Origin of the sequence: uncultured Marinobacter sp. (assembly GCF_947259545.1) — a bacterium.
Classification (GTDB): domain Bacteria; phylum Pseudomonadota; class Gammaproteobacteria; order Pseudomonadales; family Oleiphilaceae; genus Marinobacter.
This window is the reverse complement of the sequence record NZ_CAMYMK010000002.1, coordinates 135,481-148,206: the sequence shown is the minus strand read 5'-3', so window position 1 is coordinate 148,206 and position 12,726 is coordinate 135,481. Positions and strand designations below refer to the sequence as shown.

Below are 12,726 nucleotides of genomic sequence, written 5' to 3'. Positions count from 1 at the left end.
CGGCATCGCAGATCAGGCCTTGATGATCTGATCCAGCTGGGAGTGAATTTCCTGCTCGATCCGAGATTTGAAGGGCCTCAGCAGCATGCCCAGTTCCAGGTGGATGTGCAGGTCATTGTGGTCGATGGTCAATTGGCCTTTTACGCCACTGCGCTTGAAGCGCAGCACATCCCCGTCCCACTGGTAGTTCACATCAAACTGTCTGGACAGATCCTTCGCCAGGGATTCCGCCGCTTCGCGAGCGTGCTCCTTGTCCAGGGAATGGGCGCGATGAACATCGATTACAGACATGAATCAGGTTTCTCTTAAAAATTGGGAGGTTTTATAGTTTAAGGGGGTAATAAACTTGTAGCCACCCCCCTAACCGTTAGAATACGGGGTTCAGATTCTGACAGGATACCCCCATGAGCGAGCAACAAACGCCGGCCAATGATAATCAGCCAGGCTCCCCGCAGGACGATGTCACCCACTTCGGTTTCCGCGATGTGCCGAAAAACCAGAAGGCCGGCCAAGTGGCTGAGGTTTTCCACAGTGTGGCCGGCAAATACGACCTGATGAACGACCTCATGTCCATGGGTATCCATCGGCTCTGGAAGCGCTTCACCATTGAGCTAAGCGGTGTCCGCCCGGGGCATCAGGTGCTCGACATCGCCGGAGGCACCGGTGACCTGACCATGAAGTTTTCCGACCTGGTTGGCCCTACTGGTAAAGTCGTACTCGCCGACATCAACGCCTCCATGCTGCAGGTGGGTCGCGGTCGCCTGATGGACCGGGGTTATGCCGGCAACATCGAGTTTGCCCAAGCGGACGCCGAACACCTGCCGTTTCCAGACAACACCTTCAATGCAGTGTCCATCGCCTTCGGCCTTCGTAATGTCACCGATAAGGATCAGGCCCTGCGGGACATGGCACGGGTACTCAAGCCTGGCGGCAAACTGATGGTGCTGGAATTCTCCAAGCCCACCAACCCGCTGCTGAACAAGGCGTATGACATGTACTCCTTCAACGCTCTGCCCCTGATGGGCCAGCTGTTTGCCGGTGACAGCGAAAGCTACAAATACCTGGCGGAGTCCATTCGCATGCACCCGGATCAGGACACCCTCAAGGGCATGATGGAGCAGGCCGGACTGGTGAACTGCAAGTACTACAACATGACCGGCGGCATCGTTGCCCTGCACGTGGGAATCAAGCCCTGATGTTTCCCGGCCCTACCCTGCTTTCTGCCATGACCGCCGTTGTTGAGGGCGCCCTGAACCGCGCCCTGGAACTCGATCCGGCTGGTCACAAGGCGTTAATGGGTGCCCTGACGGGGCCGGTAGAATTTACCCTGACCGCCCCCCTGCACCTGACGTTTACACTTTATCAGACTGGGGATCGGGTTCAGGTCTGCAGTCAGCCGGCCGAGATTCCGGCATTACAGCTGGCGGGCAAACCCATGGCGTTCGCCGCGCTGGCTACCGGCGACGGCGAAGTGTTCCGCCATGGCCGCATCCAGGTCATCGGCGACACCGCCCTGGCACACCAGTTCCAGCGGGCGCTGAACCAGCTTGAGCCCGACTGGGAAGCCGCCCTGGCCCGCCATATGGGCGATGTACCAGCCCACTTTATCGGCCAGCGCATTCGCGGTGCTGTGAAGTGGAGTCGCCAGGCGTTTACCGCCCTCAACGCCAATATCGAAGAATACGTGCACGAGGAAAGCCAGACCCTGCCGGGCCGCCGGGAGCTGGAAGCCACCTTTGAGGATATCGATCAATTGAGCCTTCACACTGAACGGCTGGAGGCCCGTCTCGGGCTATTGGAACGCCACACTAACGAAGAGCCTCCGGAGACACCGTGACCCGTCTGCAACGCCTGTTCCGAATAGCCTGGGTATTTTGCCGTTACCGGCTGGACACGTTCCTGCCGCTGGCCGAGCTGCCCGGCCCACTCAAAGTGTTCTTCCTCCTTGCTCCCTGGCACCTGTTTCCGCAACCGAAACTGAGCCGGGGTGACCGCCTACGCCTGGCGATGGAAGAACTGGGGCCGGTGTTCGTGAAGTTCGGCCAGATTCTGTCAACGCGCCGCGACCTGCTGCCCGATGACATGGCCGAGTCACTCAAGCACCTTCAGGACCGCGTCCCGCCCTTCCCCAGCACCGCCGCGCGGGAAATCATTGAAACCTCCCTGGGCGCGCCCGTTGCCGAGTTGTTCAACGAGTTCTCCGCCGACCCAATGGCCTCGGCGTCCGTCGCCCAGGTGCACGCTGCCACCCTGCTTAACGGCCAGAAAGTCGTCGTGAAGGTGCTGCGACCGGGTATAGAGAGAGTCATTCAGCAGGATCTGGGCCTGATGTACCTGATGGCCGGGCTTCTGGAAAAATACTGGTCCGAGGGTAAGCGACTGCATCCGGTCGAGGTGGTGGCAGATTACGACTCCACCATCCACGATGAACTGGACCTGCAACGGGAAGCGGCCAACGCCAGCCAGTTACGCCGTAATTTCGAAAACTCGTCACTGATCTACATTCCGTTCATTGACTGGGATTACACCCGTAAAACCGTACTTGTCATGGAACGCATCCACGGCATTCCCATTGCCGACATACCGGCGCTGCAGGCAGCCGGTGTCGATATGAAGGTGCTGGCGGAAAAAGGCGTGGAGATATTCTTTACCCAGGTTTTCCGCGACAGTTTCTTCCACGCCGACATGCACCCCGGCAACATCTTTGTGGATGTCAGTAATCCCACAGACCCGAAATACATCGCCATCGATTTTGGTATTGTCGGTACTCTGGCGCCGGACGACCAAAGCTATCTGGCGCGTAACCTGCTCGCCTTCTTCCGCCGCGATTATCGCCAGGTCGCGCAACTGCACATTCAGTCCGGCTGGGTACCGCCACACACCCGCGTCAACGAATTCGAGGCCGCCATCCGCACCGTGTGCGAGCCGATCTTCGAGAAGCCCCTGAAGGATATTTCCTTCGGCCACTTCCTGCTGAGGCTTTTCCAAACCGCCCGACGCTTCAATATGGAAGTGCAACCGCAGCTGGTGCTGCTGCAGAAAACCCTGCTGAACGTGGAAGGTCTTGGCCGCCAGCTATACCCGGATCTGGATCTGTGGAGTACCGCCCAGCCATTCCTGGAAAGCTGGATGCGCCAGCGGATCGGTCCGTCCGGGCTGATCAAGTCACTGCAGTCGCATTTGCCAGCCTGGCTTGAACAGTCCCCGGAAATGCCGCAACTGGTACACGACACCCTGGTGCAGCTACGCAGCTCCGGCCCCACGGAAGAGCAGAATCGCGCTACACTGGAGATCCTGCGGGACAACCAGAAGCGGGCGGAAAGACGCTGGCGACGAACCCTTATCGCAGCCGCCCTGGTGGGTGGCGCCTGGCTCAGTACCCAGTACGAACTGCCGACCCTGGCCCAGTCAATGCCCCCGTGGGGCTGGGCCATGCTCGCAGTGGCGACCGGGCTGGTCGTCCGGGGTGGCCGGTAACATTTTTTCAGGATTCATAGAAATGCAAGATTCATCACCTAAAGTCGACAACCTTGACTGGCTGGACGCCATCCGCTGGAACGCCGACGGGCTGGTTCCCGCCATTGCCCAGGACGCCACCACCGGCGAGATCCTGATGATGGCCTGGATGAACCCGGAATCCCTGCGGCTAACCTCAGAGGAGGGCCAGGCAGTCTACTGGTCCCGCTCGCGAGGCAAACTCTGGCGTAAGGGCGAAACCTCGGGCCATCAGCAGGTGGTGCATGAAATTCGTCTGGACTGTGACGAAGACGTGATTCTGCTGAAAGTGGAACAAAAAGGCGGTATCGCTTGCCACACCGGAAGGCGCAGCTGCTTTTACCGAAAACTACAGGACGGTGAGTGGGTGACCACCGCCCCCGTGTTGAAAGACCCGCAAAGCATCTACAGACCGGTGAAAGGGAGCGAACAGAGTGAGTGATGTACTGGAACGACTTGCCCAGGTTCTGGAAGCAAGGAAAGAAGCAGATCCCGACAAGTCTTACGTAGCCAGTCTGCACGCCAAGGGTCTGAACAAGATTCTGGAGAAAGTGGGCGAAGAGTGCACCGAGACCCTGTTAGCCGCCAAGGATGCAGAACAGTCCGGGGACACCCGGGAAGTGGTTTACGAAACCGCCGACCTCTGGTTTCACAGCATGGTCATGCTATCGAACCTGGGCCTCGGCCCCAAAGAGGTACTGGATGAGCTGGCCCGCCGCTTCGACCTGTCTGGACTCGAGGAAAAGGCATCCCGGGACAAGTAATGCCATGGGTACCCCTAACGGGGGTTTCCGCAATACCGTCCCGGTAACGTACAATGGCATGCAACAGCAACATTAGAGAGAGGATCCCGTGATGGGCATCAGTATCTGGCAACTACTTATCGTACTCGGCATCGTTATCCTGTTGTTTGGAACCAAGAAGCTCCGCAACATTGGCAGCGATCTGGGCGGCGCTATCCGTGGCTTCAAGAAGTCCATGAACGACGAGGATAACAAGACCCCCGATCAGGACTCCCTGGAAGACAAGGAAGAGCCGGCGGCCCACAAAACCAGCCCGGAAGAGAAACCCCGGGACAAAACCACTGGCTGAGACCGGGCTGAATGTTTGATATCGGCTTTGTCGAGCTGTTGATCTGTGGTGTGATCGCACTGCTGGTCCTTGGCCCTGAACGCCTGCCCACGGCAGCGCGGGCGGCTGGCCGCTGGGTTGGCGGTGCCCGCCGCATGGTTAACCAGTTCACCTCGGAACTGGACCGCCAGTTGAAAGCCGAAGAACTGCGGGAAGAGCTGCGCAAAGCCGGGGACGTAGGCCTCGAAGACGTCGAGAAAAGTGTTCGAGGCGCCCTGGATGAGGCCAAAAAGTACGAACACATGATCCTGCCGGAAAACCGGACGGACAAGCCCAGGCCAGCGCCAGCAACCCGCCGGACAGCCGACTCCAAACCACCTGCGGAGCCTGCTCAACAGCCACAGCAAAGCCCGGAGCCGACACCCGCGACCGAGCAAACAGCCAGCGAGCACCAGCCGGAACCCCACCCAGATCAGGAAAGCGCGTCGGATAATCGTTCATGACCAACAAGCCTGACGGCAACCACACCGCGGATTCATCCACAGCCCAGCCGGAAATGCCCCTGATTGAGCATCTGCTGGAGCTGCGCAATCGCCTGCTAAAAATGGTGCTGGCGGTCGTGATTTGCTTTGCCGCGATCTACCCGTTTGCCAACGAACTTTACCTGCTGCTGTCACAGCCGCTGCGGGAACTACTTCCGGTTGGCCAGATGATGATCGCCACCGACATTACCTCGCCCTTTTTTGCCCCCCTGAAACTGGCCCTGGTACTGGCAGTGTTCGCGGCGATCCCGGTGATTCTCTACCAGCTATGGAGCTTCGTGGCACCAGGCCTATATGCCCATGAAAAGCGGCTGGCGTTCCCCCTGCTGTTTACCTCGGTGATCCTGTTCTATCTGGGCGCCGCCTTCGCCTACTTTGTGGTATTCCCCCTGGTATTTGGCTTCTTCACCGCCATTGGCCCGGAAGGCATCGTCGAGTTGCCGGACATCACCAGCTATCTCAATTTTGTCCTGAAAATGTTCTTCGCCTTCGGCGTGGCTTTCGAGATACCCATCGCGACCATCCTGCTGGTTCTGACAGGGGCCACCACGCCTGCAGACCTGGCCGCCAAACGACCCTACATCGTGGTCGCCTGCTTTGTGATCGGCATGTTGCTGACGCCTCCCGACATCATTTCCCAGACGCTGCTGGCTGTGCCCATGTGGTTGCTCTTCGAGCTGGGCATCATCTTCAGCAAGCTGGCGGTCAGGAAGACTGATGCCCCGGACACCGGTGAAGCGACGGACGAATGAACCTTGCACTACTGTTTGAGGAAGACTTTGTCACGGCCGACCGTGCCGTACTCACCGGCCGCCGGTTATCACACCTCCACGAGGTTCTGAAAGTCACTGAGGGTGATCTGATTCCTGTGGGCAGGGTGAATGGCGATATCGGCACCGGTCGAATAGTGAGCCTCACCAGCGCACAGGCAGACATTCTGGTGGACCTCGCAGATCCACCTCCCCCGCCGCTGCCCCTGACGTTGATTCTTGCCATGCCCAGACCGAAGATGTTCCGGCGTGTGCTGCAGACCTGTGCCACCCTCGGTGTGAAGGACATCTGGCTGATCAACAGCTACAAGGTGGAAAAGAGTTTCTGGCAAACGCCCTGGTTGTCCGATGACAACCTGCGGGAGAACATCACCCTGGGCCTGGAACAGGCGCGGGACACGATCCTTCCAGAGGTGCAAACCCGCAAGCTGTTCAAGCCGTTCGTGGAGGATGAGTTACCTACGCTGCTGCAAGGTAAACGGGCATTGGTGGCCCACCCGGGTACCGCAACTCCCTGCCCTGCGCATCTGGACCAGCCCGTCGCGCTCTGCGTGGGCCCGGAAGGCGGTTTTACACCCTATGAAGTAGGCAAACTGGAAGAGGCCGGGTGCGAAAGCGTCCACCTCGGCCCGCGGATTCTGAGAGTGGAAACGGCGGTGCCGGTACTGATCAGCCGCCTGCTCGACGCCTGCCGCTAAGTCAGGCGGAGCGAGCTTCCCACCACTTCAGTAACGGCGTGATGATCGCCACCAGCAGAGCCCCTGCCGCTACACCAAACAGGCCGTTCGCCAGAGTCGGGACCAGGGCGCCGGCAACACCGCTGAAGCCCTCGGCAACGTGATGAATCGCATCATAGACCGGGGGCAGGCCATGGGTGAGGATACCCCCTCCCACCAGGAACATGGCGATGGTGCCGAGGATGGAGAGGGTTTTCATCATATAGGGCGCAAGCCAGAGAACGCCATTGCCCATCCACTGCGCGATGGCACTGTCTCTCTGACTGAGATACAGGCCGCCATCATCGAGCTTCACGATCCCCGCCACCAGGCCATACACACCCACGGTGATCATCACCGCCACGACGGCCAGCACCATAAACTGCATGCCAATTGTCTGGGTGGTCACAGTGCCCAGCGTGATCGCAATAATTTCCGCTGACAGGATAAAGTCTGTCCGTATCGCTCCCTTGATCTTGTCCTTCTCGATCGATTTCAGATCGACATCAGGGTTCATCAGGGCGTCGTGGAGTTTAGCTTTGTGGTTCTCATCTTCCTGCTTGTGCAGGAACTTGTGGGCCAGCTTCTCGAAGCCCTCGAAACAAAGGAAGGCACCGCCCAACATAAGCAGGGGCGTCACCAGCCACGGCACGAAAAAGCTGATGGCCAGGGCCGCAGGGACCAGGATGGCCTTGTTGATCATCGAGCCCTTGGCAACCGCCCACACCACCGGCAGTTCCCGCGCAGGCTTCACACCGGTGACCTGCTGGGCGTTGAGGGCCAGGTCGTCTCCCAATACACCGGCGGTTTTCTTGGTGGCGGCTTTGGTCATCAGGGCGACGTCGTCCAGTACCGTGGCGATGTCATCGATCAGGACAAGCAGACTACTTCCGGCCATAACACGTTCCTATGTCGGCGGGTAAAAGGGAAAATCCAAATGGCGATTCAGGCATCCAGTCCCATGGCTTCGGCGGCGATCCGATTCTTGATTGGTCCAAGCTGATTCAGCCAGCGCATGCCGGTGTTACGCAGCCACCGCAGAGGCAGCTCGTCTCGGGCAAAAAGCTGCTTGAAGCCCTCCATCGCCGCCATCATGGTGAGGTTTTCACCCTTGCGGCGACGCTGATATCGCGCGAGGACCAGGTCATCAGACGCATTGAGACCTGACTTTCTGGCCTGCGCCAGTTCGTCCAGCAACGCCCGCACATCTCCGTAGCCCAGATTGGCGCCCTGTCCGGCCAATGGATGAATGGTGTGGGCGGCATCGCCCACCAGGGCAAAACCGGTTGCAATGTAGTCTTTGGCATGGCGCTGACGCAGAGGAAACGCAAACCGGCGGGAAATGGATTCGACCGTCCCCAGCTCCCGTTCAATAGCTCGCTCCAGTTCGCCTGCAAAGCTGCCGTCATCCAGAGCCATTAGACGGCGAGCCTCTTCAGTGTCCTGAGACCAGACTATGGAGCAGAAATGCTCATCCCCGCCTTCTGTCAGCAACGGCAGAAACGCCAGCGGCCCGGTGGGTGAAAAGCGCTGCCAGGCGGTGAAGCGATGACTCTGGCTGGTTTTCACGGTGCACACAATGGCCTGCTGGTCATAATCCCATTCACGGGTAGGCAGACCCACCCACTGGCGCAGGCGGGAATTGGCGCCGTCGGCCGCTACCACCAGATCTGCGCCCAGCATGGTGCCATTCTCAAGCTCAATGCCACGCTGGTTCTGATTCTGCCACCAGCCTGTGACTTTTACGCCATCAATCAACTCGACCTGACTGTCTGCCAGAGCTGAAAACAACCCCCGCACGATGTGGCGGTTTTCGACAATAGTGCCCAAAGCCCGGGCCTGGAGTTCCGCCGCCTCAAACTGGATCCGACCAGTACCATCACCGTCCCATACGGTCATGCTCTGGTAGGGGCAATGACGGCCGGCAGCGATCGCGCTCCAGACGCCCAACTCTTCAAGCAGGCGCTGACTGGCCACCGAAATAGCGCTGACCCGGGGCTCAAAGCCCTCCACACTGTCCGCCGTGGCCGGCGCTTCCAACAGGGCCTTGCGCTCACTGCCTTCCACCAGTCCAACATGCCACCCCTGACGGGATAAACCCAATGCCAGGGCGGAACCCACCATGCCGCCGCCCACAACCAGTATGTCGAAAGACTTTGGGTCACTCATGATTCGAAGATTCCTTGTTCACTGAAGCCGGATGACCAATCACGGCACGACGCCCACCAACCCCCATGGCCTTGCGGGCAAACCAGCGCTTGGCTCCCGGCAACAGGTCCAGCCCCACCAGTCCGGCATCACGGGCGGCCGCCAACGGCGGCATGGACTGGCCGAAGATGCGGATCAGCGAATCCGAAAACTGCACGGTTTGCTGCCAGTCCCGATGATGCAGCGCCTGATAGCGTTTGAGCACAGCCAGATCACCAATGGGCGTGCCCTGCGCCGCCGCCAGGCGGAACTGCTCCACCAGCGTCATCAGGCCCCGCAGAGCCAAATTGAAGCCCTGCCCGGCCACGGGGTGCAGCGCATGGGCAGCGTTACCCACCAGAGCAACTCCAGGCCGGACCGGCTCATCCACCGTAGTCAGCTTCAACGGGTAATGATTGCAGGTCCCGATACGGGTGATCCGCCCCAGCCGCCAGCCAAATCGCTCCTGGAGCCGCCTGCACTTGTCTTCATTGGAGCAGGATAGAATATCGTCCAGAGCTTCATCGGTCAGCGTCCACACCAGCGCCGACTGGTGGCCGGCACGGGACAAGGAGCCATGGGGCAACAACGCCATGGGACCGGCGTCAGTGAAGCGCTCAAAAGCGGTGAAGCCATGACTCTCAGCGGTCGAGACATTGGCGATCAGGGCATTCTGCCCATAATCATGGACACGGGTCTGGAACCCGAGTTTTTCCCGCAAGCCGGAGCGGCCACCGTCCGCCACCACCAGGCACTGAGCGGTCAGTTCACGGGTGTGGTCACCGGATTTGACCGATACCTGGACACCCTCGGGTAGCGGCGTCATATCCACCACCTCGGCGGGTGCTTCCCAATGCACGCGGGTTTGCAGTAGCTCCCGCATCAGGCACAGCCCCATCCAGCGATTGTCGGCCACATAGCCCAGTGCCGCCTGATCATGTTCAGAGGCATGCAGGCGGGTCGCACCAAAACGACCGCGATCGGACACGTGAATATGCTCTATGGGGGTGGCGTGTGCCGACAGCCGCGGCCACAGCCCGAGCTCCTCGAAAATCAGTCTGGAGCCCCAGGCCAGTGCCGTGGAACGGGCGTCGTAACTGGGCTGATAGCTGTCCGGCAATGCATCGGGAGACAGTGGAAACGCCTCCACTACGGTTACCCGCAATGACGGCACCACCCGGGACAATGCCAGCGCCAGGGTGGCACCGGCCAGGCCGCCGCCAGCAATAATCAGATCGGTATCGAGTCTGGCCACCGCGTCAGTCCGCCATCAGTGCTTCAATATCCGCAATCGTCTTGGGCACGGCTTCAGTCAGCACGCGACACCCCTCCTTGGTGACCACCACATCGTCTTCAATACGGATGCCAATGCCTCGCCACTTTTCATCCACATCGGTGTTGTCCGGCGCGATATACAATCCGGGTTCCACCGTCAGTGTCATGCCCGGTTCCAGCTGACGCCAGGCGTCGCCAACCTTGTAATCACCAACATCATGCACATCCAGCCCCAGCCAATGGCCGGTGCGGTGCATGAAGAAGGGCTTATAGGCGTCCTGTTCAATGGCATCGTCAAGGGATCCAGACAACAGGCCGAGGTCAATCAGGCCCTGGGTCAACACCCGCAGCGCTGCCTCGTGGGGGTGGTTCCAGTGGTTGCCGGGGCGCACCGCTTCAATCGCCGCATACTGCGCAGACAGAACCACCTCATACAGCGCCTTCTGCTCGGCACTGAAGCGGCCACTGACCGGGAATGTCCGGGTGATATCCGACGCGTAGCAATCCACTTCACAGCCCGCGTCGATCAACACCAGATCACCCGCTTTCAATGGCGCGCTGTTTTCAATGTAATGCAGGATGCAGCCGTTGACACCGGAGCCGACGATGGACGGATACGCTGTGGAACGAGCACCGTGATCCATGAAGGTATGGATCAGCTCCGCCTCCAGGTTGTATTCGTGCCCGCCCTTGCGGGCCCTCTTCATGGCCCGGCAGTGGGCCTCTGCGCTGATCTCGGCTGCTTTGGCCATCACCTTGACTTCGTTGGCACTCTTATACAGTCGCAAGTCGTGGAGCAGGTGCTCCAGAGCGACAAACTCTCCCGGGGGATGGGCACCGGCGCGCACCTTACTGCGGATCACCTTGACCCAGTCCATCACCCGGGCGTCAAAACTGTGATCCTTGCCCAGCGGATAATAGACCCGGCTGCGACCTTCGATCATACCAGGCAGAATGTCGTCAATGTCGGAAATCGGGAAGGCATCGTCCAGCCCGAACCTTTCAATCGCCCCTTCGGGGCCGGCCAGGAAACCGTCCCATAATTCCTTCTCGGGATTGCGTTCCTTGCAGAACAGTACGGATTCACCATGCTCGCGCCCGGGGATGAGCACCAGTACCGCTTCCGGCTCGCCAAACCCGGACAGGTACTGAAAATCACTGTCCTGACGAAACGGATGCAGTACATCCCGATTACGAACGCTTTCCGGAGCCGCCGGTACAATCGCGATGCTGTCCGGAGCCATCAGCTCCATCAACTTGCGACGACGATCGGCAAATTCTTTTACGGGTATCTTTGACGGCATAACCTCTCCCGCAGGTACGTGCCTGCTCAGTGCAGTGTCGGAGTTTCCGTGGCCGGCTTTTCTGGCGGATTGAATTCGGTGAACACCGCCAGCGCCCCCAGGCGCACGTATTCCACAATTTCCATCAGTTGCTGTTCGCTTTCATCGTCCGTCTCTTCGTCTTCGGAGACCTGACTGATGGCCACCATATCCTCAATCAGCTCGCGGATCTCATCCGGGGCCTGGCCCAGGGATTCCCCGGCGGACAAGGCCATCCCCTCAAGGAAACCACGCACCCAGGAAGTGAGTGCCTCCAGACGCTGATCAATGGCGTAGTCATCATCCGGCAGCAGCGGATGAAAACTCATGTCCGTGGCCTTCAGCAGAGCCAGGGTCTGGTCGTAGGCTGCCTGCATGAATTCCTGCAGCTCAGAGGACTCTTCAGCAGCAGTATCCGGCAGCCCCATGTGTTCACAGACCATGGCAAGCCATTCTGATTGGTCTATACGGGCACCGGCAGCCAGCCGCCCACACAGGACGCCATGAAGTTCGGAAGGGTGACTGAAGGCTTTGTGCGCGGTAAAGATGTTGGCCCAACGCTCGAACGCAGCAGCGCGAGCAGCACCTGAGGTGTCGGTTTCTGACATGAAACGGAACTGTCCTGTATCACTGGATTTAGGGGTCTATCCTAGCATTCGGGGCCGTGGAAGACACTCGCCCTCTTGATTCAGGCTGCCAGATGATTAATTATGTTATAACATATCAATAATTCGGAGATTCGAAGTCATGAACAGCAACATTCTCCACGCCCTGCCCAAGACGGCCCTCAGCCTTGGCATGGCCTCCCTGTTAGTGGCTGGCCCGGGTTTCGCCGACGATAATCCGGGCGCTCACCGCCATGGCTATGGGCAACTGCAAATGGCCGTCCAGGGAGACAGTATTGATCTGTTTTTTACCTCGCCAGCCTACAACCTTGCCGGCTTTGAAAGGCAGGCTCAAACCCCGGAAGAAAAAGCCAGGCTGGCAGAGATCTCAAACTGGCTGGGCGACAATCCACTGATCGACACTGTCCCCGGCTCCTGCATTGTCATCGCGGGCGCGGTTCATCATGGCGGGCCTTCGGACCAGCCAGACAAAGACCATCACCACCATGACGACGAACACAATCATGACAGTGAGGACGAAGAAGGCCATCGCGAATACGAAGTCTCTCAGCAACTGAAGTGCACGGAACTGACTGCCCGCCAAGCGCTCTCAAGCTCCCTGAAGGTCAGGTTCCCGAACCTTGAGGTGCTGACAGTGGAATGGGTAGGCGAAGCCGGACAGGGCAGCATCCGGCTTGGCGAGGGCGAATCCACGTTCCAGCTGGGTCAATAAGGCAGGCGCA

At 59.3% G+C, this 12,726-nt stretch carries 16 protein-coding genes; 10 read left to right on the top strand and 6 right to left on the bottom strand.

Features of this window, described 5'->3' with window-relative positions:
* Nucleotides 1-12: 12 nt before the first annotated feature.
* Nucleotides 13-291: a polyhydroxyalkanoic acid system family protein gene (locus Q0Y21_RS00870; RefSeq protein WP_297790634.1), complete on the bottom strand. Its 279-nt coding sequence runs from the start codon at nt 289-291 to the stop codon at nt 13-15.
* Nucleotides 292-404: 113 nt separating this feature from the next.
* On the opposite strand from Q0Y21_RS00870, the gene ubiE reads away from it, so the two are divergent.
* From ubiE to Q0Y21_RS00825, 9 genes are all read left to right on the top strand, one after another.
* A complete protein-coding gene (ubiE, locus tag Q0Y21_RS00865; RefSeq protein ID WP_297790632.1) occupies nt 405-1,196 on the top strand; it encodes a bifunctional demethylmenaquinone methyltransferase/2-methoxy-6-polyprenyl-1,4-benzoquinol methylase UbiE in 792 nt (263 codons plus the stop codon).
* Nucleotides 1,196-1,837, top strand: a complete 642-nt coding sequence (locus tag Q0Y21_RS00860) for an SCP2 sterol-binding domain-containing protein (protein ID WP_297790630.1) — start codon at nt 1,196-1,198, stop codon at nt 1,835-1,837. The genes ubiE and Q0Y21_RS00860 overlap by 1 nt, the downstream gene beginning before the upstream one ends.
* Nucleotides 1,834-3,477 (top strand): ubiquinone biosynthesis regulatory protein kinase UbiB, encoded by a 1,644-nt coding sequence (gene ubiB, locus Q0Y21_RS00855; RefSeq protein WP_297790628.1) that lies wholly within the window; start codon nt 1,834-1,836, stop codon nt 3,475-3,477. The genes Q0Y21_RS00860 and ubiB overlap by 4 nt, the downstream gene beginning before the upstream one ends.
* A gap of 22 nt (nt 3,478-3,499) precedes the next feature.
* The gene (gene hisI / locus Q0Y21_RS00850; protein ID WP_297790627.1) at nt 3,500-3,937 is read left to right on the top strand and encodes a phosphoribosyl-AMP cyclohydrolase; all 438 of its coding nucleotides are present in this window, start codon (nt 3,500-3,502) and stop codon (nt 3,935-3,937) included.
* Nucleotides 3,930-4,259 carry a phosphoribosyl-ATP diphosphatase gene (locus Q0Y21_RS00845; RefSeq protein ID WP_297790625.1) on the top strand — a complete coding sequence of 110 codons (330 nt, stop codon included), beginning with the start codon at nt 3,930-3,932 and terminating at the stop codon, nt 4,257-4,259. The genes hisI and Q0Y21_RS00845 overlap by 8 nt, the downstream gene beginning before the upstream one ends.
* A gap of 91 nt (nt 4,260-4,350) precedes the next feature.
* On the top strand, nt 4,351-4,587 hold the full coding sequence (tatA, locus tag Q0Y21_RS00840; protein WP_366517643.1) for a Sec-independent protein translocase subunit TatA: 237 nt from the start codon (nt 4,351-4,353) through the stop codon (nt 4,585-4,587).
* Nucleotides 4,588-4,598: 11 nt separating this feature from the next.
* Complete coding sequence (gene tatB / locus Q0Y21_RS00835) at nt 4,599-5,069, top strand: Sec-independent protein translocase protein TatB (RefSeq protein ID WP_297790621.1); 471 nt, start codon at nt 4,599-4,601, stop codon at nt 5,067-5,069.
* Nucleotides 5,066-5,860, top strand: a complete 795-nt coding sequence (tatC, locus tag Q0Y21_RS00830; RefSeq protein ID WP_297790620.1) for a twin-arginine translocase subunit TatC — start codon at nt 5,066-5,068, stop codon at nt 5,858-5,860. Before tatB ends, tatC begins: the two co-directional genes overlap by 4 nt.
* Nucleotides 5,857-6,576: a 16S rRNA (uracil(1498)-N(3))-methyltransferase gene (locus tag Q0Y21_RS00825; protein ID WP_297790618.1), complete on the top strand. Its 720-nt coding sequence runs from the start codon at nt 5,857-5,859 to the stop codon at nt 6,574-6,576. The genes tatC and Q0Y21_RS00825 overlap by 4 nt, the downstream gene beginning before the upstream one ends.
* Before the next feature lies 1 nt (nt 6,577).
* On the opposite strand, the gene Q0Y21_RS00820 is transcribed toward Q0Y21_RS00825, so the two are convergent.
* From Q0Y21_RS00820 to Q0Y21_RS00800, 5 genes are read right to left on the bottom strand one after another with little or no spacing between them, the layout of a single operon-like run.
* The gene (locus Q0Y21_RS00820; RefSeq protein WP_297790616.1) at nt 6,578-7,492 is read right to left on the bottom strand and encodes a DUF808 domain-containing protein; all 915 of its coding nucleotides are present in this window, start codon (nt 7,490-7,492) and stop codon (nt 6,578-6,580) included.
* 47 nt (nt 7,493-7,539) lie between these two features.
* Complete coding sequence (locus Q0Y21_RS00815; protein ID WP_297790613.1) at nt 7,540-8,763, bottom strand: FAD-dependent monooxygenase; 1,224 nt, start codon at nt 8,761-8,763, stop codon at nt 7,540-7,542.
* Nucleotides 8,756-10,036 (bottom strand): 2-octaprenyl-6-methoxyphenyl hydroxylase, encoded by a 1,281-nt coding sequence (gene ubiH, locus Q0Y21_RS00810; RefSeq protein WP_297790611.1) that lies wholly within the window; start codon nt 10,034-10,036, stop codon nt 8,756-8,758. Before ubiH ends, Q0Y21_RS00815 begins: the two co-directional genes overlap by 8 nt.
* Nucleotides 10,037-10,040: 4 nt before the next feature.
* A complete protein-coding gene (gene pepP / locus Q0Y21_RS00805; protein ID WP_297790609.1) occupies nt 10,041-11,360 on the bottom strand; it encodes a Xaa-Pro aminopeptidase in 1,320 nt (439 codons plus the stop codon).
* 26 nt (nt 11,361-11,386) lie between these two features.
* On the bottom strand, nt 11,387-11,986 hold the full coding sequence (locus Q0Y21_RS00800; protein WP_297790607.1) for a UPF0149 family protein: 600 nt from the start codon (nt 11,984-11,986) through the stop codon (nt 11,387-11,389).
* Nucleotides 11,987-12,125: 139 nt separating this feature from the next.
* On the opposite strand from Q0Y21_RS00800, the gene Q0Y21_RS00795 reads away from it, so the two are divergent.
* Nucleotides 12,126-12,716: a DUF2796 domain-containing protein gene (locus Q0Y21_RS00795; protein WP_297790605.1), complete on the top strand. Its 591-nt coding sequence runs from the start codon at nt 12,126-12,128 to the stop codon at nt 12,714-12,716.
* Nucleotides 12,717-12,726 lie beyond the last annotated feature (10 nt).

Excerpts from the sequence above, each read along its gene's own strand:
- Q0Y21_RS00870 (WP_297790634.1), bottom strand. The coding sequence starts at position 291 with ATGTCTGTAATCGATGTTCATCGCGCCCATTCCCTGGACAAGGAGCAC.
- ubiE (WP_297790632.1), top strand. The coding sequence starts at position 405 with ATGAGCGAGCAACAAACGCCGGCCAATGATAATCAGCCAGGCTCCCCG.
- Q0Y21_RS00860 (WP_297790630.1), top strand. The coding sequence starts at position 1,196 with ATGTTTCCCGGCCCTACCCTGCTTTCTGCCATGACCGCCGTTGTTGAG.
- hisI (WP_297790627.1), top strand. The coding sequence starts at position 3,500 with ATGCAAGATTCATCACCTAAAGTCGACAACCTTGACTGGCTGGACGCC.
- tatA (WP_366517643.1), top strand. The coding sequence starts at position 4,351 with ATGGGCATCAGTATCTGGCAACTACTTATCGTACTCGGCATCGTTATC.
- tatB (WP_297790621.1), top strand. The coding sequence starts at position 4,599 with ATGTTTGATATCGGCTTTGTCGAGCTGTTGATCTGTGGTGTGATCGCA.
- tatC (WP_297790620.1), top strand. The coding sequence starts at position 5,066 with ATGACCAACAAGCCTGACGGCAACCACACCGCGGATTCATCCACAGCC.
- Q0Y21_RS00825 (WP_297790618.1), top strand. The coding sequence starts at position 5,857 with ATGAACCTTGCACTACTGTTTGAGGAAGACTTTGTCACGGCCGACCGT.
- Q0Y21_RS00820 (WP_297790616.1), bottom strand. The coding sequence starts at position 7,492 with ATGGCCGGAAGTAGTCTGCTTGTCCTGATCGATGACATCGCCACGGTA.
- Q0Y21_RS00815 (WP_297790613.1), bottom strand. The coding sequence starts at position 8,763 with ATGAGTGACCCAAAGTCTTTCGACATACTGGTTGTGGGCGGCGGCATG.
- pepP (WP_297790609.1), bottom strand. The coding sequence starts at position 11,360 with ATGCCGTCAAAGATACCCGTAAAAGAATTTGCCGATCGTCGTCGCAAG.
- Q0Y21_RS00800 (WP_297790607.1), bottom strand. The coding sequence starts at position 11,986 with ATGTCAGAAACCGACACCTCAGGTGCTGCTCGCGCTGCTGCGTTCGAG.
- Q0Y21_RS00795 (WP_297790605.1), top strand. The coding sequence starts at position 12,126 with ATGAACAGCAACATTCTCCACGCCCTGCCCAAGACGGCCCTCAGCCTT.